General features: G+C 62.4%; 20 protein-coding genes. 9 read left to right on the top strand and 11 right to left on the bottom strand.

Annotated elements, in window-relative coordinates; translation table 11 throughout:
* Nucleotides 1-96: 96 nt before the first annotated feature.
* A complete protein-coding gene (locus tag PLANPX_RS24860; protein WP_152101330.1) occupies nt 97-711 on the top strand; it encodes a LysE family translocator in 615 nt (204 codons plus the stop codon).
* A gap of 162 nt (nt 712-873) precedes the next feature.
* Here the strand turns inward: PLANPX_RS24860 and PLANPX_RS24865 are convergent, their stop codons facing one another.
* The 8 genes from PLANPX_RS24865 to PLANPX_RS24900 all read right to left on the bottom strand — a co-directional run bounded on the left by PLANPX_RS24865 (nt 874) and on the right by PLANPX_RS24900 (nt 11324).
* The gene (locus tag PLANPX_RS24865; protein WP_152101331.1) at nt 874-1635 is read right to left on the bottom strand and encodes a PEP-CTERM sorting domain-containing protein; all 762 of its coding nucleotides are present in this window, start codon (nt 1633-1635) and stop codon (nt 874-876) included.
* 176 nt (nt 1636-1811) lie between these two features.
* The gene (locus PLANPX_RS24870) at nt 1812-2684 is read right to left on the bottom strand and encodes a PEP-CTERM sorting domain-containing protein (RefSeq protein ID WP_152101332.1); all 873 of its coding nucleotides are present in this window, start codon (nt 2682-2684) and stop codon (nt 1812-1814) included.
* A gap of 454 nt (nt 2685-3138) precedes the next feature.
* Nucleotides 3139-3942, bottom strand: coding sequence for a PEP-CTERM sorting domain-containing protein (locus tag PLANPX_RS24875; RefSeq protein ID WP_152101333.1), 804 nt, complete (start codon nt 3940-3942; stop codon nt 3139-3141).
* Nucleotides 3943-4103: 161 nt separating this feature from the next.
* Nucleotides 4104-4958 carry a PEP-CTERM sorting domain-containing protein gene (locus PLANPX_RS24880; protein WP_152101334.1) on the bottom strand — a complete coding sequence of 285 codons (855 nt, stop codon included), beginning with the start codon at nt 4956-4958 and terminating at the stop codon, nt 4104-4106.
* Between the two features lie 128 nt (nt 4959-5086).
* Nucleotides 5087-5797 carry a PEP-CTERM sorting domain-containing protein gene (locus tag PLANPX_RS24885; RefSeq protein WP_152101335.1) on the bottom strand — a complete coding sequence of 237 codons (711 nt, stop codon included), beginning with the start codon at nt 5795-5797 and terminating at the stop codon, nt 5087-5089.
* A gap of 629 nt (nt 5798-6426) precedes the next feature.
* A complete protein-coding gene (locus tag PLANPX_RS24890) occupies nt 6427-6852 on the bottom strand; it encodes a hypothetical protein (RefSeq protein WP_152101336.1) in 426 nt (141 codons plus the stop codon).
* A gap of 630 nt (nt 6853-7482) precedes the next feature.
* Nucleotides 7483-8481, bottom strand: coding sequence for a sigma-54 interaction domain-containing protein (locus PLANPX_RS24895; protein WP_152101337.1), 999 nt, complete (start codon nt 8479-8481; stop codon nt 7483-7485).
* A gap of 596 nt (nt 8482-9077) precedes the next feature.
* Entirely contained in the window at nt 9078-11324 is a 2247-nt protein-coding gene (locus PLANPX_RS24900) for an efflux RND transporter permease subunit (RefSeq protein ID WP_152101338.1), read from the bottom strand.
* Between the two features lie 558 nt (nt 11325-11882).
* On the opposite strand from PLANPX_RS24900, the gene PLANPX_RS24905 reads away from it, so the two are divergent.
* Nucleotides 11883-15023, top strand: coding sequence for an organic solvent tolerance protein OstA (locus PLANPX_RS24905; protein WP_152101339.1), 3141 nt, complete (start codon nt 11883-11885; stop codon nt 15021-15023).
* A gap of 8 nt (nt 15024-15031) precedes the next feature.
* The gene (locus tag PLANPX_RS24910) at nt 15032-15439 is read left to right on the top strand and encodes a diacylglycerol kinase (RefSeq protein ID WP_172992318.1); all 408 of its coding nucleotides are present in this window, start codon (nt 15032-15034) and stop codon (nt 15437-15439) included.
* A gap of 92 nt (nt 15440-15531) precedes the next feature.
* Here the strand turns inward: PLANPX_RS24910 and PLANPX_RS24915 are convergent, their stop codons facing one another.
* The 3 genes from PLANPX_RS24915 to PLANPX_RS24925 all read right to left on the bottom strand — a co-directional run bounded on the left by PLANPX_RS24915 (nt 15532) and on the right by PLANPX_RS24925 (nt 19670).
* Nucleotides 15532-16170 carry a Uma2 family endonuclease gene (locus PLANPX_RS24915; protein ID WP_152101341.1) on the bottom strand — a complete coding sequence of 213 codons (639 nt, stop codon included), beginning with the start codon at nt 16168-16170 and terminating at the stop codon, nt 15532-15534.
* A 63-nt stretch (nt 16171-16233) separates the two neighbouring features.
* Nucleotides 16234-17385, bottom strand: a complete 1152-nt coding sequence (locus PLANPX_RS24920) for a DNA topoisomerase IV subunit A (protein ID WP_152101342.1) — start codon at nt 17383-17385, stop codon at nt 16234-16236.
* Nucleotides 17386-17492: 107 nt separating this feature from the next.
* Nucleotides 17493-19670 (bottom strand): DNA topoisomerase VI subunit B, encoded by a 2178-nt coding sequence (locus PLANPX_RS24925; protein ID WP_232536238.1) that lies wholly within the window; start codon nt 19668-19670, stop codon nt 17493-17495.
* Nucleotides 19671-20237: 567 nt separating this feature from the next.
* Between PLANPX_RS24925 and PLANPX_RS24930 the strand changes: the two genes are divergently transcribed.
* The 6 genes from PLANPX_RS24930 (at nt 20238) to miaB (ending at nt 25202) form a co-directional block, all read left to right on the top strand.
* Complete coding sequence (locus PLANPX_RS24930) at nt 20238-20630, top strand: hypothetical protein (protein WP_152101343.1); 393 nt, start codon at nt 20238-20240, stop codon at nt 20628-20630.
* 154 nt (nt 20631-20784) lie between these two features.
* Entirely contained in the window at nt 20785-21159 is a 375-nt protein-coding gene (locus PLANPX_RS24935; protein ID WP_152101344.1) for a hypothetical protein, read from the top strand.
* Nucleotides 21160-21465: 306 nt separating this feature from the next.
* Entirely contained in the window at nt 21466-22053 is a 588-nt protein-coding gene (gene def / locus PLANPX_RS24940) for a peptide deformylase (RefSeq protein WP_152101345.1), read from the top strand.
* Nucleotides 22054-22186: 133 nt separating this feature from the next.
* Entirely contained in the window at nt 22187-23173 is a 987-nt protein-coding gene (gene fmt / locus PLANPX_RS24945; RefSeq protein ID WP_152101346.1) for a methionyl-tRNA formyltransferase, read from the top strand.
* A gap of 309 nt (nt 23174-23482) precedes the next feature.
* A complete protein-coding gene (locus PLANPX_RS24950; protein ID WP_172992319.1) occupies nt 23483-23665 on the top strand; it encodes a hypothetical protein in 183 nt (60 codons plus the stop codon).
* 118 nt (nt 23666-23783) lie between these two features.
* Nucleotides 23784-25202, top strand: coding sequence for a tRNA (N6-isopentenyl adenosine(37)-C2)-methylthiotransferase MiaB (gene miaB / locus PLANPX_RS24955; protein WP_152101347.1), 1419 nt, complete (start codon nt 23784-23786; stop codon nt 25200-25202).
* The last annotated feature ends 24 nt before the right edge of the window (nt 25203-25226 follow it).

Here is a 25226-nt window from a genome sequence, read left to right on the forward strand (position 1 = left end):
GCCTCTCTTTGAACCAGGCGTGAACCTCGCAGGCGCGGCGTGCGTCCCTCCTCGCATCGCCGCCGCGTTCACCTCCTAGACAGCTCGCTTGCCCCCATGCCCGAAGCCTCGACGCTGCTGAGCTATCTCTTCGTGATGTCGATCACGCCGGGCCCAAACAACCTGATGCTCACCGCGTCGGGCGTCAACTTCGGCGTCCGCCGTTCGGTTCCGCACATGCTCGGCATCTGCTTCGGCAACGCCATTCAGGTATTGCTGGCCGCGGCGCTCCTCGCCACAATCTCCGCCTGGATTGGCGAGTTGCGTTGGGTCATGGCGATGGTCGGCTGCAGTTATCTGCTTTGGCTCGCCTACAAGATCGGCCAAGCCGGCGCTCCCGAGCGTCGCGACTTGGCCCAACCGCTCAATTTCTGGAGCGCTGCGCTCTTTCAGGCCGTGAACCCCAAGGCGTGGGTGATGGTGATCAACACGGCGATCTTGTTCATGCCGCGCGACGGCCGCTTGGCCGCTGCCGTGGGCATCGCCGCCGTCAGCGCTACGGTCGCTCTACCGTGCATTGCCGTGTGGGCTTGGGGCGGCGAGCGACTTCGCCAATTGCTGCAACGCCCCGCGGCGCTACATGCGTTCAACCTCACGATGGCCGCGCTACTCGCCGCCACCGCCATCTGGTTGCTCGTCGACGAGTATCACATCCGCTTCAGCGCGAGCTAAAACCTTAGTCCGCTCCCACAACCAACGAAAACTGCCCGCCCCCCGTCCGGCGAACCGGAAAGAGGACGGGCAGAACAGGAGATTCACTCAGCGAGCTCGCCTTGGCAGGAAGCGGCCAACTCGCAGTCTCTAATTTCTAAACGTAACTCGCTGTCATTTGGTTCATGCACGGCGACGGCGAGCAGCGAGCAGCCCGATCACGGCGACGCCGGCCATCGCCGCGGTCGCCGGTTCCGGCACCGTCTGCACGAAGATGTTCGTCGCGGCGATGTCGGCCCCACGCACAGGAATGATCCCGAAGAAAGTCAGCTCCGACACCGTGAGACGAATCTCGTACTCGCCGACCACTTCGGGATCGTAGCCAGTCGGCCCGATCGGCAGCGCCAAAAACCACGATGCAAAGCCAAGGTTCGCCGAATCGCTCACCACCCACGGCGTCACGTCGTTCGACCAAGCGCCCGAACCAGGGTTCGCGTAGAAGTTCGGGGCCAAACCCGAGACTGGCCCCGCGACGGTCTTGAAGCTCGCCGAGCCGGGGGTCGGATCGAAGTCCACCTCCAACGTGAGCCAGTAGTCGGTCAGCGAGAAGAAGTTCGGATCAGCGGCGCCATCTTCCGGCGTGAACTGATAATCGAACGACCAGGCGGGGTTCACGTTGTCGGCAGCCAGCCCCGTCGGCACGTAGTAGACGTTGCCGCTTTGCGAGAGGGGTTGTCCGGTGTCGCGAAGGCGACCTTTGAGGGCGACCGTGTCGCCGGTGTTGGCCGTCACCGAGGTGAAGTTGTCGGCCGGAATGCCCGAGCCTGCGATAAACGTGCCGTTGGCTTTGCTGGGCGAGACGAGCGCGGCAGCGGCGGGAACGGCCAGAAAGGAAATCGCCGCGAAGGCGAGCAAGGTGGAGCGAAAGCAAACGGAGCGAGTCATGAGCGTTCTTCGGGGAGGGCCGTCGATTAGGACGGTGCGAGGCGGGAGTGATTGGGGAGCTTGTTAAGAGAATCGCGATCGTTACGGCTACGGTACGATCGCGGCAGTCGGCGCCACCGCCTTCCGCTCAGCCATCAGCCAAGCGGAAGGCAGCGAGCCAGGAGATAGCCCGTCGACTACGCGTTGCCGCGTTGACGACGTCGCACCACGAATAAGCTGAGGGCAGCGGCGCCGGCCAAGCCAAGGCTTGCCGGTTCGGGGACCACCGACGACTGAATGTTGTCGATGGCAACCGAGTTCGCATAACCAGCTTCACCGTTCAGGTGGAAGAAGTACTCGCCGGTGGTAGCGCTCGGTTCGTTGGCGAGCAAGAAGGTGTGGTTCGAGATCTTTTCAATGCCGTCGACGAAGGCCTTCACTTTGCCCGTCGTGTAATCGGCTTCGATCGCCACGTTGTACGTCGTCCCTTCGACGTAGTTGAAGAAGTCGACGAGCGTGGTGTTGTCGGCCGAGCGGAAGGCGAACACGCCGCCCGTTTCGCTGGTCGGCGCGGCGGCAAAGCGGAACGATTGTTGCGAACCGCTGTTCGTGAAGGCGTTCATGCCGAGAATGATGCCAGCCGACCCGCCGCCAGCCAACAGCTTCGGCTGCGTGAGCGCCACCGTCGGGGCCGCGAGGATGTTGACGTCGAACGACATCCGAACCTTTTGACCGACGGCGCCGAAGCCGTTGTTGTCGATCCACAGCGCGCCAAGCTCAGCGTTCGCGGGATTGGTGGTCATGATCGCCCCTTGGGCCATGCCCGGAGCGCTGCCGACCACGATCGTGCCGCTAGCAGCCGTTGGCGGGCTGTCGGAGGTCGTCGCGGTGTAGCCGCCGATCGCCGAGGGCTTCGTCATCGGATTGCCTGGCGCGCTCACGCTCGGGGCCGATCCGGCCGCGTCGCCTTCGAAGTCGATGTTCATGAATGGCGCGGCCGAGGCCAGCGCGGGGGCCATGCCGATGGCGACGAGCAGAGCGGCGAGGCGTGAGAAGCGAGTAATGGTCATGAGCGTGTTCCTGATTGAACCCGTAGTTCGTGGTGCGAAACGGGCTGGTTGTGGCTTAGATAAAAACTGAGAGTGTGATTTCGAGTGAGAGGGTCGAGGTGCGTCGCAGCCGGCGTCTCCGCCTCTCGCTCAGGGATCAGCTGAGCGAGAGGCAGCGAGCCAGGAGAAGGCCCGTCGGCTGACCACACACAAAGTCGCCGACGTCGCACCACGAAAATCTGCTGAGTCCCTGCGGCCAAGCCCGACGGGCGTTGGCGTCGCGGGGAGTGAAGGGTGTTCGTTGCCGCGTGTGTTGTAGAGAGAGCCGTGTAACGGCCAGTGAGCAGAGTGCCTGGATCGAACTACTCGTTGAAACTAACTGATTCGACTTAAATTCCGAGAGAGGCGTTACTCGCTGCTTCGTCTCCCGCCTGGCGAACCAGACGGGAGACGACTTGCAGCTCGTTTCAATCAACTAGGCGTTGCGACGACGGCGAGCAGCCGAGAGCAAGCCCAGGCCAGCCAGCCCAGCGAGAGCGACCGTGGTCGGTTCCGGCACGGCTTGGGCGACGGCGTCGCCGACGACGTAGCCTTGCATCCCGCTGACATAGTTCGTCAGCGTGTCGCCGAAGACCCAGTTCACGCCGTAGGCGATGTTCGTGACGTCTTGACGCGGGGCGCCGGTGCCGATGCCGTTACCGCCGGCGATGTACGACGGGCTCGGGGCGCCGATCGTCAGGTTTGCCAGGTCGCCGAAGGTCAGCGGGCCGTTGATGCCGACCAAGTTGTGGACCCACGTGTTCGTCGAATTGAAACCGCCGTTCGAGGTTTCGTAGACTTGGACGCGCTTGTCGGCCAGGTCGGCGAAGTCGAGGCTGTATGACTTGGTGCCGTTGCCGTTGTCGATGAACAGCGGTTGGAAGTCGGGGTTCGACGGTTCGTTGGCGAGCACGGCGAAGTTCGTGCCGTCGGTCACCCAGATGTTGAGGTACGGGCCGACGGCCGGGCCCGAGCCGGCGGTGAAGCGAGTGGTGTCGTCGAACCGCGTGATGCCCAGGTTGGTGATCTGGCCGATCTTGGCGCCGCTGATGTCGTTGCTACCGTAAGCAGCCTTCTGACCGGCCGATTGGATGACGAATTCCGTGTTGGCGCCAATCGGGTTGATCGTCGGGTTGTTGCGAATCTGGAAGCCCGTGAAGGCGGCTTGAGCGGAGGCGCCACAGACTGCGAGAGCGGCGGCGACGGTCAGACAAGCGAAACGAATCTTAGAAACGGACACTAGCTTTCTCCTTGGAAGATGAACGACCCGCAGTTCGTGGTGCGAAGCGAGTCGCGATTATTTTTTGAGTAGATGAACGAGTGAATGATCAGCGAACGGTGTTCGACTAGCCTCCCCGTCCGCAGGCCGCGGACGGGGAGAGCCGGTCGACAGGAGACTCGTTAGGCCTTGCGAGCCCGGCGACGCAGAGCGAGGCCAGCCACGCCGGCGAGGGCGGCCATGCCGATGCTGGCCGGTTCCGGCACAGCTTGGAAGTTCCAGGTCTGGCCGCCGCCGAGGGCGGTGTAGGAGATGCCGTCGAAGTAGCTCACTTCACCCGGGTTGTAGGTTCCTTCGCCGATGCCGAGAGCGACGACGCGAGCCGTGGCGAAATCGGTCGGATCGCTCGTTTGGAAGGCAGCGACCCATTCGGTGAGCGAGCGAAGCGGAGGACCGCCGGCGCCGCTGCCGATTTCGAAGCCGCCCGACCACCACCAACCGCCGTTGGCATCGTTGCCGCCGCCATCAGTCGGCGAGATCGAGACTGCTTGCCACGCATCGGCCGTCGGGGTCGGACCGTTCCAGTAGGGCTCGTAGATCAGCGTGCCGTAGTTGTCGCCGGTGCCCGAGGTCGAGTTGACGATCAGCTTCAGAGCGGGAGCAGCCGAAGCGTTCAGCGGATTGGCGGTCTTGTAGTAATTGTAAGCCAACTGAACGTTGCCGAGGAACGAGGCCGCATCGCCGAAGTCAGCGTAGGTGTAAGCTTCGGCACGAGCGCTGTTGTCGTTCGGGGTGGTGATCTTGCCGGCGCCGGTCGGCAGCGGCTGAGCCGATTCCAGGTTGCCGCCCGCACCGGTCAGATCGACGATGCCGATCGTGGCGCCGCCCTGCACGCCGCTCTCATACCACGAACCAACGGCCGGGGTCGGCGTCGCCGGAAGAATCTGAGTGACGACCGCGGCCAAGCCGACGTTCGCCGAGAAGGCACAAGCAGTGCCGAGAAGAATTGCCTTGAAACCAAATCGCGTGATGGACATTAACGTTTCTCCGCCTAAAAAATGACTGAATGTGTGTGTGTGTGTGTGAAAACTCGAATCTCAAAACTTGATCTGAATCGGTCGGCCGCCGCTCACCTCAATGAGCGGCAGCCAACCCGTGACTTCAACTAGCTCGCCCGACGCTTGCGAGTGGCGGCGAGGGCTCCCATGACGCCAACCGCGGCGAGGCCGATCGTTGCCGGCTCCGGCACCACGGCCACTTGGCCCAAGCGGTCGCTGCCGTAGCTCGCTCCGCCGGCGACGCTGTAGCCAAACGATTGGCTCAACCGCAGTTGCACGGCGGTCGTCGGAACGGCCGGGGCCGGCGACAGGCCAAGCGAGTTCGACGTGAAGACTTCCCAAGGAGCGGCGAATTCAAGCACGCCGGGAGTCGAAGGGCCGCCGGGGGTGACCGAGTAGTGAATGTCGGCCGAGCCGGGCGTGTAAGCGATGCTGCCGGGAATGCCCGGAACGAAAGCATTCTGGTTCACGACTTCAAAGCCGATGTTCGAACCGGTCAGCGTGGTGCTGAAGTAGAGGTTGGCAAAGTCGAGGCCGCCGGTGTAGGTGTTGCCGGTCGTCGTGATGCCGACGTAAAAGTAGTCGTTGTCGCCGCGGGTGTAGATATCGTACGCGGTGGTGGCGTTCTCGTTGGTCGGCGTACCGAAGTTGCCGAGCAGAGCCGACGGATTGTACAGAACGCTCTTCACAGTTGCCCCGGCCCATTCGGCGCCGAGGGTGCCGTCGACGCTCACCGGAGCGGCATTGGCGCTCCCGACAAGCATCGTGGCCGCGACGCCGCAGGCGCCCAGAGCGGCCCAGAACTTGGAAACAGACATTAGCGATCTCCTGTTGATTGCCCACGTCGACGTTGCGTCTCGTGGTGCGACTCTAACTCTTTGGTCCCGCGATTCGTGGTGCGATGAGCAGGACCGACCCGTAACACATGCGATGCACGACTAAGCTTTGATCTGGTGCATTGCGCCGCGAACTCTGCGTACAGAACTCGCGGTGGAACGCTCCCTTCACAGGAACCGTGGCCCCTGCTGCGGCGCCTTGAGGAGTCGGCGCCGCAGCAGGCACGGCAAGGGTCGAATGATCCGGATCGATGATCCTCCTTGCATGAGTGACTTGCTTAGATCAACCGATCGACCAGGCGTGGCAGAGTATTCGTGTCGTGGTGCGAAGCTCGAGGCAGGCGCCATTTCTCCAGCTAAAAGAAACGACGGATGCTGGTCGGGACTTCTCTCTGAACCTGAGGGTCGATCAACAAACGACTTCAAACTTCGGATCAGGCATTCTTGCGAGCGCGATTGGGTCGGAACGCCGGCAAGAACTTCGCGGAAGCAAACGGTGTGTAGGCGTCGCCTCCGCAGGCAACGAACGCATTTTTTATAGACGGGCCTCCTTTCGATGGGTGGTGCGGGCAGGCGTCTCGCTTTGATCGGGTTAAGACGCCCGCGACGGACTACGCTTCAACTGGCCGCCAGTCGCCTTGGAGAACGACGGACGACGCCAACGGGGAAATAACTGCTTCCGGCCCACGACGACGCAGCGACGACGCGAACTCGGCTAACCATGTTTCATCAGGCACGCTGTCGAGCACCAACGCGGCGCCGAGCGAGCGAGCCAAAATTTCTTCTTCTTGCGAGAGCGAGTCCGAAGCGACCAGCCACCGCTGCTGCGGCCAAGCCGTCAGCACGCGATGCATAATCTCCCACACGTCGATTTCGGCACGATCCAAACCCACGACCACCAGGTCGAAGCCAATCAGCCGCATCGTCGACATCGCCTCGCGAATGGTCGACGCCGCGTAGACGTCAATCACCGCCGATGGACTCGACAGGCCGTCGATCCCGATGGTTAGGAGCGTGGGTTGAACCTTGGCTACCATGCGAACTAACTCTGATCGCGAACTAACTCGGAGAGGATTACTGGAGGCGAGTCGCCTCATTTCAATGCGTTCCCTTAAAGCGAACTGCGTGCCAATGGCGCGCAACGCCGCCGAGTCACGAAGAAATGCCGAGAAAACAAGGCTCCGTGAGGACAAACGCCCAATTCCGCGACCGATCGCAAGAATCTGACCGACTGGTCGTTTTAACCTGCTGTTTGCGCGAGATGCGGCGGCAGAGCGAAGGCCGCAAAGACGTTACGACGCGACCGGTTGTTTTGAACAGGGCAGGTTAAAATAACCATCCGGCGACATACGCCGACGAAGATGATGCAGAAACGCAACGAGTCGACCGCGGGCGCGGATAGTACGGAGAGGTGCGGACAGAATGACGCAGAGCGTCGAGAGGAGCGTTCCCACGCAGAGCGTGGAATTGAGGAGGAGTCGCCAAGAATGACGCGCAGCACGGAGCTGGGCGCCGAGCAGTTCGAGAATCTCGAACTGTGAGGTCCCCTCCCCTTGAGGGGGAGGGTTAGGGAGGGGTGATTGCAGCGGGTACCAGGGTTCCACCCCCTCCCCAGCCCTCCCCTCAAGGGGGAGGGAGCCGGAACACTTATTTCCGTGCCGACTTGCTTAACCGCGCGTCGAAATATTCAACCGCTCAATCCGCCGGTTAAGCCGCTGAATGTTAATCCCCAACATCCGGCTCGCCTTCGCTTTGCAGAAGTCTGTCCGCCGGAGCGCCTCGGCAATTGTCCGCCGCTCCAGTTCCGTGAGGCACAACTCGGGCGTTTCCGCCGACGCCGGCTGCGGCGACTGCAGCCGCACGGGCAGATCGCTCAGTTCAATGCACTCGCCCTGAGCAAGCACATGGGCCGATTCCATCGCGTTGGCCAATTCGCGGACGTTGCCTGGCCAGTGATGCCGCTGCAGCGCCCCCGCGGCAGCCGCAGAGAGCTGACGCATCGGCTCGTCATACAGCTCCGCTTGCTTCTGCAGGAAGTGATTCGCCAGCGGTACGATATCTTCCGCCCGTTCCCGCAACGGCGGCAACGTCGTCACGACGACGTTCAGTCGGAAGTACAAGTCTTGCCGAAACGTCCCTTCGCGCACCATCGCGGCAAGATCGCGATGCGTCGCCGCAACAATCCGCACGTCGACTTGGTGCGGTCGCGTATCGCCTACCGGCGTGACGCAGCGTTCCTGGATCACCCGCAACAGCTTCGCTTGCAACGGCAGCGAGAGCTCGCCAACTTCATCCAGAAACAGCGTGCCGCCATCCGCGGCGCGGACGAAACCGAGCGATTCCCGTACGGCGCCCGTAAACGCCCCTTGGACGTGGCCGAACATCTGGCTTTCGAACAGCGTGTCCGAAAGGGCCGAGCAATCGACCGGAATCAGCGGCGCAGCGCACCGGTCCGATTGGGCATGAATGTACCGGGCGACCATTTCTTTGCCGGCGCCCGTTTCGCCGAGAATCATGACCGTGCACTGACGCGAGGCGACGGTCGAGGCGACAGATTTGATGGCATTCATGGCGGCCGACCGACCCACGAGCGCCACAGGGCGCGCGAAGGATCGTCGAGCCGCGGGTGCGCGCAACGTGGCGCTACCCGAGGAGGTCCCGTTCATTAGGCGTGGTGTCTCTTCAAAGGTGGGCAAGGCTCGGGCGTTGTTCCGAACGCACGAACCGGCAGAACGCTTGGCAGGATCTGCTCACCAGACGAGAAGTCGGCAGCCTCTGGGGGCCCAACAAGTGGCCGCTCCAGACGCCGGACGATAAGAGCTGCTCGCGATGCATCGCGGCTCAGCCCAGAGAACGTAAGTTGCTCTCCTGAAGCAACTTGCACCCTCGGAGCCACCGGCAAAACGCATCGCCGGGCGATCTCTTTCGCCCTGACTAAGCTCTTTCCCTGTCGACCCGATTCACAATTCTGGTGAAATTCCGCATGTGTAAAACCACATGCGGTTAAACGTCAGAATAGTCAAATCTTCACGTTGATCAAGTTTCCGACACGCCGATTCCGTCCAAAAAAATCCAGCAAGCCTCCCCAAATTGGCTACTGATAGAGACTTCCGGCAACACAGCCCCGTCAAACTTTCCAAAGATTTCCTTCCCCAGCGAGCCGCGGGGTTCACCCCCGCGGTCCCCCGCCCCCAATATTCCCCAAACCAAATCCCAAATTCACCTTTATCCCGACCTCAGCGAAGCTGACAAACCCGCAATCTCAAGCTCCAACCCCCTCCGCCGCCGCTTGATCCCCATCCACCAGCCGAATCAACACCGGCAAAATGAGCAAGTTCCCAATCAACCCGCCAATCATCGACAGGCTCACCAGCACGCCAAAGTAAATCGTCGGCACAAAGTCGCTCACCCCCAGCGTGGCAAAGCCGACGGTCAGCGCGAGCGTCGAGTAAACCGCCGCCCGACCTACGGAACTCTGCGACTTCGCGAGCGCCGCATTGCACGACAGCCCTTCGCGCCGCAACCGCTGGTAGAACATCGTGTAGTGAATCGAACTATCAACCGACATGCCAATCGACACCGCGGCGATCATCGCGGCGCCCATATTCACCTTCAGCCCCAAGATCCCCATCACGCCAAACAAGATCAGTGAGGGGAATATGTTGGGGAACATCGTCACCGCCGTGAGGCGAATGTCGCGGATCGCGACAATCATCATCGCCAACACCACGATCGTCGCCACGATGAAAGCCTTCCACTGATCGGCAAGCACGCTCTCGATCAGCCGCGTCATGAGGACGTAGTATCCGGTAACCTCCGCATCGGGGAATTCATCCTGCGTGATCGTGCGCACCTGTTCGATCATCGACGCCTTCTCATCTGCACTCAGTTGCTCCGGCGCTCGCAGCAAGACATGGAGCCACCAGCGGCCATCTTGCGGGTCATCCTGAAAGAGCGCGTCGACGAACTGAGGCATTCGAGCGCGAGCCGCCCCCAATCCCATACGCAGCGCGAAGTCCCCCGTACTAGCCAGCCCGGAAGCTCCCCCCACGCCCGCAGCTAGCGTGTCGGACAGCGAAATCGCCTTACTGAGTTCAGGGGTCTGCGATTGAAGTTCGCCCTCGAGGTTCAACACCTGAACGTAAAGGTTAGCGTCGATCCTTGGCGGCTTCGTTGTGCGTGCACCATTCTCCTGCGGCACTGGAATCATGAGGTCCCACACGCCGGCCCCGCCAAACTCCGACTCGACGAAACCGTAGGCGCGGTTGATTTCGCTATCCGCGCGGAAGTTCTTCGTAAAGTCGGTCTCGTGGACCAACCGGTTCGAACCCCACATCGACACGGCAACGAGCACCACCGCCCCTGCCGCCAGCCAGCGAATATGCGTCGAAGACCAATTGAGCAGGACGTTCAACCAACGTCCCAGCGCGAGTTCATCGCTCGGCGTCTGCGGCTTCTGTTGATAGTCGCTCAACCAAACAAGCCCCGGCGTCAACAAAATGCACGACGGCAACACGAGCAAACTGCCGATCGCCATCATCAGCCCGAAATCGTGCACCGGCCCGACCTTCGAGACCATCAGCGCCGCAAAGCCGGCCGCATCGGTGAAGATCGCTATCGACACCGGCGCTGCGAGTTGATCGATCGTGTTGAACAGCGCTCGCCGGCGCCCATGTCCGTCGCGGCGTTCATCTAGGTAATGCACCAGCACATGCACCACGGACGCAACGCCGACCACGGTGACAATCGCGCCGAGCATCGAACTGACCATGCTGAGTTCCAGCCCGCTCAGCACCAGCACTGCATCGGTGAGCGCCAACGTCAGTTGCACGACCCCGAGCGGCAACAGCAGCCAAATGGGACTGCGGAAGCAGGCCAAGATCGTCAGCATCACCAGCAGCGTGCACCAGGTGTTGAGCCGTCGGCCATCCTGCTCGAGCAGGTCGAATGCCTCTTCGATCAACACCGGCTCGCCGACGAGCGCTCCGCGCGGCAACTCGGCGACGACGTCGCGCATGCCTCGCAGCGTCACCCGCCGCGACGGCTTCTCGGGCCCGGGGCGCTCGACCAAGCAAATCACGCCCGCCGCCGTTAGTTCTTCGTTATGCGTGTAGCCAGAGAAAACTTCTCGATACCGGTCGCCCAGTTCGCTCGCCTCGAAGGTCGTTCCGCCCGGCACATCGTGCAGCGACACCGTCGCCGCCACGCCTGGCACCTTGTTGAGTTGCTCCTGCACGTTCTTCACGCGCTCGATTCCCTCGGGCGTCGCCAGCTTCTCGTCGGCGTACATCGCCAGCACCACTTCGTACTCGCCAAATGTCCGCTGGAGCCGGTGATAGGGCACGAGCAGTGGATCGTCCGGCGCGAACATACTCTCGATCGACCGATCGAGCCGCAATCCGCGACCAGTGATCGCGGCGGCAATCCCCAGCACGGCCGCAAATCCCAGCAGCCAGTACCGGTGACGGATCATCCGTTTGATCCAGCGGCGATGGGAGAAACCGGTCATTCAACTTCCTTGAAGCGCTACGCGCTAGCGATTGCAGTGCCTGCTTGAAGACTGGACAGGATCACAGGATGTCGTGGATTGACGGGATGGCGGAACGATTTAGTACGCCAACACTCGCCCGCTATTCATCCTGTTGATCTGCGCAATCCTGTGATCCAGTCCATGCTCATTTGACGCCGCCTACCATCGGGGAGGGCCTCGCAGTATGGAGGTCTACAGCGCCCTCAACAAGGAACTGCAACACGCTGCTAGCAGCGCCAAACACTACCCGGCATTGCTGGAAATGGCCGACGCTTCGTCTGGCTGCAAGCTAGCAGCATGCCGTGAGGCGACGCAAGCCATTGACTGCCAACGACTTGCGGGGGCTGAAAACCACGCGAAGGCGACTTGCCCCTCCCGGCGGCGGTTCCTATACTCCGCCCCCTCTCCGCAGACCCCGCTGCGCGCAAGCCGTTGCCCCCGCTCCGGTTGAGCGTCCTTCGCATCGCGCCGCTGGTCGAGCGACTCGCCCGAGTTGCGCGCGAAGAGTCCCGTTCGTTCACTCATCGACATGCCGCCATGGAGGGCGACACGCTGATCATCGCGCAGCACGCAACTCGCTGCCAAAGTTCGCTCCGCGCGAACAACGCTTGCCCTGCGCGCTCGCCGCGCTGGACGACGGCGATGCTGTGCGCGATCGCCCTGCTCTACTCGACATTGTGGACGAGCGTCTCCCGAGCCGACGACATTCAAGTCGCCTCAACCGCGACACACGAACCAATCAGCGTCGCCGCCGATTCGTGCACCCGCTGGAAAGAAGGCGTCTACGACGTCTGGCATCTTCGCGGCAACTGCTACCTCAACCAAGGGCTGACCTACGCTCGCGGTTCGGAAGCGGTGCTGTGGATCGACGCCCGCGAGGCGAATGGCCCGACGAAGGTAATCGCGTACTTCGAAGCGCCTCAGGGAGGCCACGTCGCCGTTGATTTCCGCCGCGCCGGTGCGAAAGCGAGCGAAGACGCCGTCCTCGGTCAGCAGAAAAGCCCCACTTGGTTCCAACGCCTCGAAACCGCGGCGCCGCTCCGCTGGAACGTCCCCGCTCCGCTCGGCACGACCGAAGCCCGCCCCGTGATCTACGAGCGCGGCCTGGCTCAGTTCAATCCCGATCATCGTCGTCAGTTAATGTTGGCGCAATACACCGAGTTCGTCCCCAACGCCGCTGACGGCGGCGCAACGATCCTGCCGCCTGGCATGGTCAAAATCGACGTCTTCGGCCGCAGCGACGCCTCGCCGAACGTCACCTCCGACACTCGACAAGGCATCACGATGGCGAACGGCGGCATTCGCATTGTAATCGACGGACTCACCGTCGACGGCATGCCGGCCGGAATGGGACCGCTTGGTCAACTCGACCTCTCGACCGATCGCGCGGTGATTTGGAGTGCTCCGGGGCTGACCGGCGCCGGCGGCGTCCAATCAAAGGACGCTCCGCTTGAAATCTACATGGAAGGGAACATCGAGTTCCGCCAAGGCGATCGCGTCGTCTACGCGGACCGGATGTTCTACGACGTCCGCCGCCAGATCGGCGTCATCCTCAACGCCGAACTCCTCACGCCGCTGCCGCGGATGGGCGACTTCCAGTACCCCGGCCTCGTGCGGTTGAAGGCCGACTCGATTCGCCAACTCGACGCGTCGCACTTCTCAGCGAACAACGCGCTGATCACGACCAGCCGCCTTGAAGAGCCGACCTACGATCTCTCCTCGCAGCAAATGACGTTCACCGACGTCCAGCAGCCGGTCGTCGATCCGCTGACCGGCATGCCGGTCGTCGCCCCCGACGGCAGTATGGAGATCGCCCACCAGCAAATGGCGACCGCCGAGTCGAACGTCATCCACATGCGCGGCGTACCAGTCTTTTACTGGCCGCGTTTCGCGACCAATCTGCAAGATCCGTCGCTCATCATTAATCGCATCCGCATCGGCAACGACAACGTCTTCGGCACCCAGGCGATGATCGATTGGGACGCCTACGAACTCCTCGGCATGAAAAACGCGCCCGAGGGGACCGATTGGAACATCAGCACCGACTATCTCAGCGAACGCGGCTTCGGCTACGGCACCGACTACCAATGGAACCGCAACGAAATCTTCGGTTTCGTCGGCCCCTCAACCGGCATCCTCGACTTCTGGGCGATCAAAGATCACGGCCACGATAACCTCGGCCTCGGTCGTCGCGACATCACGCCCGAGAAGGACTTCCGCTTCCGCCTGTTCGGCCAACATCGTCAGCGGCTCGAAAACGGCTGGGAAGTGACCGCTGAATCGGGCTGGGTGAGCGACACGACGTTCCTCAATCAGTACTACGAGCGGGAGTGGGACGAACTACGCAGCCCCCGCACCGGCGTCCGCGCGCGACGATACAACAACAATCGCGAGTGGATGCTCGAGGCGAACGCCCAGGTCAACAGCTTCTGGAGCGAAACGCAGTCGCTGCCGCGCGTCGATCACTACTGGCTTGGCGAGTCGCTGCTCGACGATCGGCTCACCTGGTTCGAGCATTCGCAAGCGTCGTATTCCAAGTACCGCATCGGCTCGGAGCCGACCGAACCGACGCTGCAATCGCAGTGGGACGTACTGCCGTGGGAAGCCAACGTAGCCGGCGAGAAACTTGCGACGCGGCAAGAGCTTGATCTACCGATGCAATGGGGCGCCGTGAAAGTGGTGCCCTACGCGCTCGGCGAACTCGCCCGCTGGGGCGAAGCGCTCGACGGCGAACCGCTCGACCGGGCGTACGTCCAGACCGGCGTCCGTGCGAGCCTGCCGATGTGGGCCACCTACGACGACGTCCGCGATCCGCTCTTCAATCTGAACGGTCTGGCCCACAAGGTGGTCTTCGACGCCGAGTTCTCGTACGCCGACGCGAACGCGAACTACGACGAGTTGCCGATGTACGACTTCATCGACGACACTTCGATTATCGAAATGATCCGTCGCCTGCAAAGCGGCGCCCTGCCGCCGACGATCACCAGCCCCAAGTTCGACCCCCGCAATTACCTGTTCCGCACCGGCATTCAAGGTTGGGTCACCTCGCCGTCCGCGGAAATCGTCGACGACCTCATGGCCCTTCGCATGGGCATGCGGCACCGCCTGCAAACCAAGCGCGGCCCCGCCGGCAATCAGCACATCGTCGATTGGTTCGCGTTCGACATGAACGCCACCCTCTTCCCCGACCCGAACCGCGACAACTTCGGCGAGGAAGTCGGTCTCATCGACTACGATATGCGCTGGAATCTCGGCGACCGGTTCTCGATCGTCTCCGACGGTTACGCCGACGTCTTCGGCGAAGGGTTGCGGACGATCTCCGGCGGCGTCGTGATGAATCGCCCGACCCGCGGTAACATCTACGCAGGCGTCCGTTCGATCACCGGCCCGATCACCAGCAACGTCGTCATGGGCAGTTACAGCTACCGCCTCAGCGAAAAGTGGCTCACCACCGCCAGTGCGGCGTATGATTTTGATTCCGGAGGAGACATCGGCGAGACGATGACGGTCACCCGCATCGGCGAATCGATGTTGATGACAGTCGGGTTCAACGTCGATCACTCGAAGAACAGCGTCGGCGTGAACTTTATGCTCGAGCCGCGGTTCCTACCGAATCTGCGCATAACTAAAACGACCGGCATCGACATACCGCCGGCGGGAGCGATGGGACTCGAATGAGACTAGCCATGCCCCCCGACATGGAACCGGACGACGACCTGCGCGAACCCGAGGTGCGAACCTGGTTCCGGAAGTTTAGCGATGCGCTGCGCGGTCTGAAGATCGCGTTCCGCAGTGAGATCAACTTCTTCGTCCACCTGTTCGTCGCGGTGATCGCCGGCGTCGCCGGCGGCATCGTCACGATGACCGACGAACGGTGGTGCATCTTCATTATCTGCGTCGCCGTTGTGCTGTCGGCGGAGCTGTTCAACACGGCAATCGAACGCCTGGCTCGCGCCGTGACGCGTGAAGAACACCCGGAAGTGCGCGACGCCCTCGACATCGCCGCCGGAGCCGTGCTGGTCGTCTCGATCGGCGCCGCCGTCGTCGGCGTGCTGATGATCGGCTGGCCGTTCGTGGCGCAGATTACGCGCTAATTCCCAACCGCGTCCCCTCCCAACACCTTAGCCCCCGGCCAGCGGCCGGGGGTCGAACGAGCGTTCACACTCCAAAAAGCGTGAGCCTTCGCTCACCGCTTTCCCGCCGCAAACACATCGCTCACGTTCACGCGTAGCCCGTCCAACAACCGCGAAGAAGCCTCGTCGCTTGCCTTAAAGACGCCGTGAGTTTCATACTTGTCCGCGGCAAGCGTCATCACGCTAATCGTCCCCGCCTGCGGATCGACAATCCAGTACTCCGGAATGCCCGCACGCGCATAGTCGGCAAGCTTCTGCTCGTAGTCGCGTGCGTGACTCTGGGCATCGTCGCTGACGACTTCAACGACTAAGTCCGCCCCCTTGTAGTACTTGCGGTTGCTCTTGGCGTGATTCTCGGCCGACTGATAAATCAGATCAGGCTCGCGATACTGCCGATCTCGCGTCCAAACCGGCAGCGGTGCAAAGAGCACCACGCCCAGATCCTTGGGCTCGACGAACAGGCGGAACACGTCGAGCAGAAAGCGAACGATCAACTGATGTTCGATCGTCGGCATGGGCAAAACCTCAACGAAGCCATCGGAGTACTCGATGAGTTGGTTCGACGACAAAGCGAGGTCGAGGTATTCCTGCTCGTCCCAATACCCCTGCCCAGGGTATAGCAGCGCGATGCTCCACGCCGGCTCGCCGAGCACGGGAGCAGAGAACTGCGGTGATGGTGGAACGGTCGCCATAGGATGCTCCAACGCGACGCCCCTCGCCGCCGCCGGTTCATTATACCACAGCGACCGCGTGGGCTAATCCAGCCAATCCTGATCCCGCAGCCGCGCCGGCACGTACTCTTCCGTCACGTAGCTGATATCCTTCGAAATCAGCGACTCGACTTCAAGCTTGAAGTCGTTCGACAGCATCTTCTTGATCTCCGTCTGCCATTTCGGCTTCTTCTCGAACCACGGGTACTGCGCTACCTGCTTCGCCCGTTTGCGGTCGGTGTCGTTGAGCGAAATCTTCACGCTGTCTGAAAGTTGGCAGCGCTCGAAGTCGATGCTCCGCAGACCGAGGTACTTTGCTTCGGGGATCGCCATCCGCTGCGACTCGAACGCGAGGTTGATCGAGCCCTGCTTGATGACGCTGTAGATGTAGTACCCCCACGGGTCGTTATCGAGCACGCAATAGAGCGGCAGTTCCAACTCGTTGTGCAACCGGTGCAGCATCCGTCGCACGCCGCGCGGCGGTTGGCCGGCGCCGTGAGTCAGAATACAGTTGTGCTTCTCCCAGAAGCGGTCCTCATTGAACCGCTGCCAGACCGTACCCTTTTCAACGTGCAGGATGAACTTCGCGGTGCAGCGTTTTTTGTCGAAGACGATGACATCGGGCTCGACAATCGACGGAATCGCGTAACCACCCGATCCCATGCGAGCGCAATTGATCTCGTCCCCCTTGTCGGTGAGAGTGATAGCCCCCACCATCGCTCCACGATTCTCCGCGTACAAATGCAACTCTTCGCGAATCGAGGAGAGGAGCACTTCGACGTCTTCGATAATCGTGTCGCACTCGCCCTGTTCGTCGAAGGTGTTTTCTTTTACGCCTTCGATCGTGTGCTTGAGCATGTAGAAGAGTCCCCGCAAGCTGGTGCTCTTCCCTTGGTCGATCAGCTTCTTGCAGCCGCTGGTGACCAGCATCGTCCGCATGTAGGCCTTCGCCTGCGAGAGATCAAAGAGCTGCCGCCGATTGGTGGCGTTGCCCATCTCGAGGATCTTCTTCTTGGGCGAATACTTCACGTTCGCCAAGGTCCGCGACGGGATGTCGACAAACGGATCCTTCCGGTTGTTCGCAGCGGTAACGACGCGATCCGCAAGCCCCGTGAGCCGCTCGGCCGTCTTCTCGTCGCGCGGCGAAAGCTTGACTTTGGGGGCCTTCGCAACAGTGGTCGGTTTCTTCTTGGCCATCTCTTCTCTTTCAATCCAATGCAGATCTCACGCAAAGGCGCGAAGGCGCAAAGGAGAATAGCAACAGTGGTGGTATTTTCTTTGCGCCTTCGCGCCTTTGCGTGAGACTACTCTTCAGAAGTAGCAGCCGCCGCCGGAGTGCGTTTAATCGCCGCCGCATGGCTCGCCGGATCGACGATGATCACATTGTCGCCGTAGTCAGTCTCTTCCGTCGGCTCTTTAATCTTCCGCCCGCGGTCGTCGAGCTTCATATCCGCGTCGGCGGTCACCCGTTTCGCGACAGTGACGAGCTGGCCGTATAAGTTGTCGCGATCAACGCCGTTCAGCTCGTGCACCGCCGTGGCGACTTCCTTCAAATACCGCATGAAGATGTCACGCCGATCGCCCTGCTGCTTCACCCGCATCCGCTTGCGGACGTACATGCCAAGCTTTCGACCCACTGCCTGCAAGCCGAGGCGAATCTCCTTTTGAATCTCCGGGTAGCTCGCGATTGCTTCCTTCGATTCGCTGGTAAACGGCACCCACACGCTGGCGATGTGGACCATGATGTAAACCGGCCCCTTCGGCATGCCGCCGCGGGATTGGCTCAGGCCGTAGCTCCGCCAGTTGGTGCTGGTGATCGTCTGCGTGATCGCACACGCCGCTTGTTGGAACTGCAACGGCACGCGATTGGCGTAACGCATCACTTCCATCGTTTGGCCTTCGGCGACGTTGACGTTCTGCATCGCCTGCAGCAGCCGCTCTTGCTCCTTCGGCTTCAACTGCTTGGCCGTCTGCCGAGTACCGAGCGCCGCCGCTTTCATGATGCGGTCCGCCGCGTCGCTGCCGAGCCCGTTGAAGGTATTGATCAAAAACTGCCGAATCGTGCGGGCGTCAGTCTCCTCCAACAAGTCGGACAGCAATTCTTTGTCGACGTTCTGCGTCGCCGCCGCGCCGCCGTAAGCGAGCGCGACTTCAATCTGAAATGGATTGCCGCGGTAGACAGACGGCGGTCGCGTCGCCGCGCAATAGAACTCGCCCGGCACGACTTGGTAGAGCCCCTTGAGCAGCAGCTCTTCGCCAATCGGGCAAATGCAATCCGTCGCCGGCGGGGCGATCTTCGTGCTCTGAATCGCTTGGTAGAGGGCCTCCGCTTCCGGCCGCCCCAGCTTGCGCGTCATCGCCCGCGGCGAGACCTTGGCCGTCGTGCAAATCTTCTTCGCCACGGCCGGCGAAACCCGCGAGAATTTCGTCGACAGGAACTGCGTGATTGACATGCCCTCCGCTTCGGCGAGCATCGCCGCCAGCCGGCCGAGCTCGATGCCGTACGGATGCGGCAGAATCTCCTTCGGCTCCGGCGGCAGCTTGTCGGCGGCCCGCTGGTAGTCGCGGGTGCTCCCCTCCGGGTCGGTATAGTGGAGCGTGATGTGGGGATTCGCAATCGCGGTCTGGTGCAGGTACTCGTCGACGCTGCCGCGACCACGGTTGTACTTTGCTTCGAGCTCGATCGTTACTCGCGTGCCGTGCGGTTGATCGACCCACTCGATGCCATGCTTCTCGATGTCCTTCGCGCCTTTGTCGCCAGGGGCGATGTCGACCCCTTCGCCGCCGCCGTTGAGAATTTTGGGCTCGTTGCGCTTCGTGTCGATCTGAATTTCGTAGTAGTGGGCCGGCTTCTTCGCCGAGATCCGCGAGATGATCTTCACCGGCTTGCCGGTCGTCTGCACGCCGTACATGCCGGCCGCGCTAATGCCGATGCCCTGCTGCCCGCGGCTCTGCCGCAGGCGATGGAACTTCGAACCATACAGCAGCTTGCCGAAGATCAGCGGGATCTGTTTTTTGACAATGCCGGGGCCGTTGTCCTGAACGCCGATCTTGTAGCGGTCGGTCGAGGTCTGTTCGATGTGAACCCAAATCTCCGGCAGGATGCCCGCCTCTTCGCAGGCGTCGAGCGAGTTGTCGACCGCTTCCTTAATCGTGGTGAGCAGCGCCTTCCGCGGATTGTCGAACCCAAGCAAGTGGCGGTTCTTCGCGAAGAACTCGCTCACCGAGATGTCGCGCTGCTTCGACGCCATCGACTGCGCCGTCGCACGCCGGCCGGTCGACTTGCCGCCAGCCGGGGCCTCATCGGCGACGTCATCGACTTCCGTGGCCGCGTCTTCAGCGGCAGCCGACTCCTCGGCCTCCGCCTCGGCAGCTTTCGGCGCGGCTTTCCGCTTGGCGGTACTCGCCGCCGCAGGAGCCTTTTTCTTCTTCGTCGCCAAGGCCGGGACGGAACGCTTCTGAATTGGTTTGCGGGTCGCCAAGGCGACTACTCCTGTTCGAGTCGGTCGACCAAGCAGGTCGACGCGCGAGGTCTCTTCGTGATGAAAGTCTTCTGTGGGAGGCGTCTCCGACGCCGATTCCGCTCACCACCCTAGGCCACTGTGGTTTCGCCGCGCTGCTTCGGGGTCGGAGACCCCTCCCACAAATCGAAAGGCTTCCTGGCCCCTATCGGCAATCGCAAGCCCACGATTCGCCGCATGTCAAAAGGTAGCGATCGCAGCGATTGTAGCGGCCAAATCCGGCGATTCCCACCCGCTGCGGCATGCTACCACCGGCATAAGCGGCGCGGGTGTTACGGCTGGCAGACAAAAACTCATCGTCACAGCCCGGACGATCCGACACACAGAACAACGAGGGGGACTTTTCGATCAACCGGCCTGCCAGGCCAGGGGTCAGCTTCCCCTCCCTACCCGCCCACCCGCGAGGGCCATCCCCTCGCACCTCGGACTGGTCGCTTCAGCGACGAGTCCCGCCCTGCCGGGAAGCCCAGGCTTCCACAGACCCGCCCCAACCGAATACTCCCCGAACTCCAAACGAAGGAGCGTTTCATGTCGATTCGCGTCATGGCACTCGCGCTCGTCGCCGCCGGCGTCGTCGCGTCGGTCGCCTCGTCAGCCCAGGCTGAAGAAGGTCTCTACAAGCGCGTCATCAGCTACCAGAACAAGCAAGACTTGTTCTACAACTTCTACGAAGGTCCAGATCCGAGCGGCACGACCACGGCGATGTACATCGCGCCCCGTCCAGTGCCGGCGTACGTTGGCCACACCTACACGACGTATCAGCCCTTCATGCCGCACGAGTACACCTACAAGCACACCCGCTCGAACTACGCCTACGCCCCCGGCGCCGGCTGGTCGCGGTCGAAGGTTCGTTACCGCACGGGCGGCCTGTGGCTCGACCACTGGGCGGCTGGCATCGACCCCGTCTTCTGCTGCCACTAAGCCGCAGCGGCACGGATGCCCAAATACTCTCCCCACCTCGGACTGGTTGCTTAAGCAACCAGTCCAGCCCTGCCCAAACGCGTCCCGCCTAAATCACTGAACGCAGCCAGCCTCCCCCGCTGGCTGCTTCATCCCCACACAAAGGAAGCGTCACGTGAACAAGTCGCTTGCCGCCTGCACGCTGGCCGTGGCCGCCGCCATCGCCGCCTGCCCGGCGATCGCCACGGCCGAGATGCCGTACCTGAAACCGCTCCGCCGCGCGAGCATGTACAACTGGCACGCCCAGTATGCGTACACCAACTACGGCGTGCCGACCTCGCTGGTCGTTCCGCCGACGGCGCAGCTCCAAACCAACTGGAGCTGGGGCGCCCCGAGCATGCGCGTCTCGCGGATCGACCACCAGTACACCCGCAACTACGCCGGCCAAGGCGCTGCAGGTCCGTGGGCGTACACGCCCCACCACCCGCAAGACACCGCCCAGTTCGGCGTCTACTACGTCCGTGCTCCGTGGTATCCCACCCAGCGGTAAGCAAACGTGGCGCTCGCCCAGCGCCACGCTGATTCAATCGGCGCCGCGATCCCCCTCGCGACGCGATTCCCCCAGCAGCCCCGACCTAGCTAGGTCGGGGCTGTTTTCGCATAGAGACGCAGCCGCGCTCGCATTTCGTCACACAAATCCCCATCCCCGGCCCCACGCGTTTCACGCCAACTCCTCGCCCCCCATTCCCACCTACGCCCTCTGCCTCCGGCGCCATATACTAAACGAAGGCGACATTTTTTTGCGTTCAGTCGCTATTTGCTTACGAATCGACCGCTACGCGAGAAGGTGACCTCCTTGAGCCTCGAAATCATCCACTACCCCCACCCGACGCTCCGCTACGTGTCGCGTCCGCTGAAGCGCGTCGACGCCGAGCTCAAGGAAATGGTCGCCGAGATGTTCGCACTGATGTACGAACACGACGGCATCGGGCTCGCCGCAAATCAGGTCGATTTGCCGTACCGTCTCTTCGTCTGCAATCCTTCGGGCGACCCCGAGCAAAAAGAGTCGGAGCATGTCTTCATTAACCCCGTGATCCTCAAAGGCTCGGGGCAACACGAACGCGAGGAAGGTTGCCTCAGCATCCCCGGCGTTTACGCACCGGTGACTCGCAAGGAAAAGATCACCGTCCAAGCCTACAACCTCGCCGGCGAAGAAATCACCGGCGAACTCGACGGCCTGTTCGCGCGCGTGGTCCAGCACGAAACCGACCACCTCGACGGCCGCCTCTTCATCGACCGCCTGACGCCGACGGAACTCGCCGACATCTCGGGCGAACTTGAAGAATTCGAAATCGACTTCGAAAGCCGCCGCAACGTCGGCGAGCTTCCCACCGACGAACAGATCGCCGCGCGGATCGATGAACTCGTCCGTCTGCGGACGTAGTTTTTTTGGCCGCGAGAAGGCACAGAAGGCGCAAGAAGAAAAGCATGGAGCCCGCGAAGCACGCGAGCAATGTTTTTCCTTTTTGCGATTCCTGCGTCTCTTCGCGGCCAACGCATTTTTAAGGACATCGGCGATGCGATTAGTGATGCTCGGCACCGGCCCGTTCGCGGTTCCCACGTTACGGCGCCTCGCCGCCTCACCGCACGAAGTGCTGCGCGTGATCACGCGTCCCCCGCGCGGCCGCCGACCTGAAGCCCCGCCGATGCAAGTCGCCGCCGAGGAACTCAACCTTCCCCTCTGGCAGCCCGACACGGTCAACTCAGAAGACAGCCGCTTGCGGCTTAGCGCCGACGCCCCCGAACTCCTAGTGGTCTGCGACTACGGCGAGATCCTCAAGCCCGAAACGCTCGCCCTCACCCCGCACGGCGGCATCAACCTCCACGGCTCGCTGCTGCCGAAGTACCGCGGCGCCGCCCCCGTGCAGTGGGCCGTCCTCAACGGCGACGCGGAAACGGGCAACACCGTCATCCAAATGACCGCCGGCCTCGACGCGGGCCCCTGCCTCGGCATCGATGTGCTGCCGATCGACCCCGACGAATCGGCCGGCGCGCTCGAAGCCCGCCTCGCGGCCCGCGGCGGCGATTTGGTCCTCACCGTGATCGACGCCCTCGCTGCCGGCACGGCGACGCCGATCAAACAAGACCGCCAACAAGCCAGCAAAGCTCCCCGCCTCGAAAAAGAGCACGGCGCCATCGACTGGTCCCGCGACGCCCAGGCGATCAAAAACCAAGTCCGCGCCCTAGATCCCTGGCCGCGAGCCTACACCAGCTGGCAGCGCATCAGCGAGCCGGGGGGTTCATCCCCCCGGTCTTCATCCCCCGGCTCCTCCCCCCAAGAACCCCTCCGCCTCATCCTCCACCGCACGAGCGTCATCGCCCCCTCCCCCAATCCCGCCGCGGCCCCCGGCACGGTCCTCGAAGCCGGCCCCCGCCTGCTCGTCGCCACCGGCGCCGGCGCCCTCGAAATCCTCGCCCTCCAGCCCGCCGGCAAACGCGTCATGGAAGCCGCCGAATTCCTCCGCGGCTACCAACTCCCCATTGGCGCCCTCCTGGGTACATAGCCACAGGTTCCCACCCGCGTCCCGCCCACCACCCCACCCCGCCCATTTAGCCGCGTGCATGAGCCCGCGCCGCCCCCAGCGATAGAAATCGCTCTTGTGGGAGGCGTCTCCGACGCCGATACCGTTTTCCACTGCAAGCAGCCGTGGTAGTTCAACGCTGCTTCGGGGTCGGAGACCCCTCCCACAATTTTGGGCAGAGTCCGCCCCAGCCGAGCCCCCACGCAAGTCCCCTCGTCCCGCCAGCCGATTTCACGCTATGATGCAAGTTCGCAGGAAGCGTCCGCGCCTCGGCCAAAGGAGGGCCGTGCGATGGTTGATCGGTTCGATATGCTGATGTTCGCCATCGCCGGCTACGTGGCGATCGTCACCCTCGTCCGGCTGATGATCTCCCGCCGCGACGAGGTCGTCGGCTACCTCCGCACCCAACTCGAACGCCAAGCCGCCGAAGCCGCCGCTCAGGCCGCCGAGGAAGAAGACCGCGACGCCGCGTAAGCCGCCAATCGCGGCAATGACCAAATGACGAAGCCCGAATGACGAATGAGCCAAGCGTCTCTCGTCTTCCTATTCGTCATTCGGATTTCGTCATTCGTCATTCACCCCTCCCGTTTGCATGACCAAAAAGCTCTACATCGAAACCGTCGGCTGCCAAATGAACGTGCTCGACAGCGAGCTCGTCGTCGCCAGCCTGCGCAAGCGGGGTTACGAACTCACCCACGACACCGGCGACGCCGACACGATCCTCTTCAACACCTGCAGCGTCCGCGAACACGCCGAAGAGAAGATCTACAGCGCCCTCGGCCGCCTCAAGAACGCCAAGCAGCAGAACCCGAACAAAATCATCGGCGTCATCGGCTGCATGGCGCAGAACCATCAGCGGACAGTCTTCGAACGCGCCCCGTACGTCGACCTCGTCGTCGGCCCCGGCCAACTGCATCAGGTTCCCGACCTGATCGACAAGATCGCCGCCGGCGGCGGACAGCAGCTGGAAGTCAGCCTCGGCCGCAAAGATGGCAGCCGCACCGAAATCGAACGGAGCCACGAAAGCTTCGACCCGCTCCGCGACCCGACGATGCGGCCCACGCCGTTCCAGGCGTACGTCCGCATTCAAATCGGCTGCGACAAGTTCTGCACCTACTGCATCGTCCCCAGCGTCCGCGGCCCCGAGCAAAGCCGCCACCCTGCCGACATCATCGCCGAGGCCCGCCAGCTCGCCGGCGAAGGCTGCAAGGAAATCACGCTCCTCGGCCAAACGGTCAACAGCTACCGCTACCGCGAAGGCGACCGCACCACGCGGATGAGCGACCTGCTCTATTCACTACACGAAATCGACGGCCTCGAACGGATCAAGTTCGTCACGAACTACCCGAAGGACATGACCGACGACCTGCTCGCCGCGGTCCGCGACCTGCCGAAGGCCTGCAAGTATCTTCACGTCCCGGCGCAAAGCGGCTCGAACCGCATGCTCCAGCGGATGAAGCGTGGCTACACGATCGAAGACTACCGCGAGATGCACCAGCGGATTCGCGAATGGCTCCCTGAGGCGGCAGTCACCAGCGACTTCATCGTCGGCTTCTCCGGCGAGACCGACGAAGATTTTGAGCTGTCGTGCGACCTGGTCCGCGAGTGCCGCTTCAAGAACAGCTTCATCTTCAAGTACAGCGTCCGCCCGGGCACGAAAGGCGCCGACCTGTACGCTGACGACATTCCGGAAGAGACGAAGCGCGTCCGCAACAACGAACTGCTCGCGATTCAGAACGAAATCTGCGAAGCGGACAACCAGCGGTTCCTCGGCCAGCAGGTTTCGATCTTGGTCGAAGGCCGCAGCAAGGCCGCCGAACGCCGCGAGGAAACGGGCGAAGCGACCCAACTCGTGGGCCGCACGATGTGCGACCGGATCGTCGTGTTCGACGGCAACCTCCGCCAAGTCGGCCAAACGCTGCCGATCTCGATCTACGACGCCAACGCCCACACCCTCTTCGGCGCCGTGGTCACGCAACACGTCGGGCCCGAGCTCTTCTCGCTCGCGTAGCCCTCGCTCCGCGTGCTCGTTCCC

It is taken from the genome of Lacipirellula parvula (assembly GCF_009177095.1).
GTDB lineage: Bacteria > Planctomycetota > Planctomycetia > Pirellulales > Lacipirellulaceae > Lacipirellula > Lacipirellula parvula.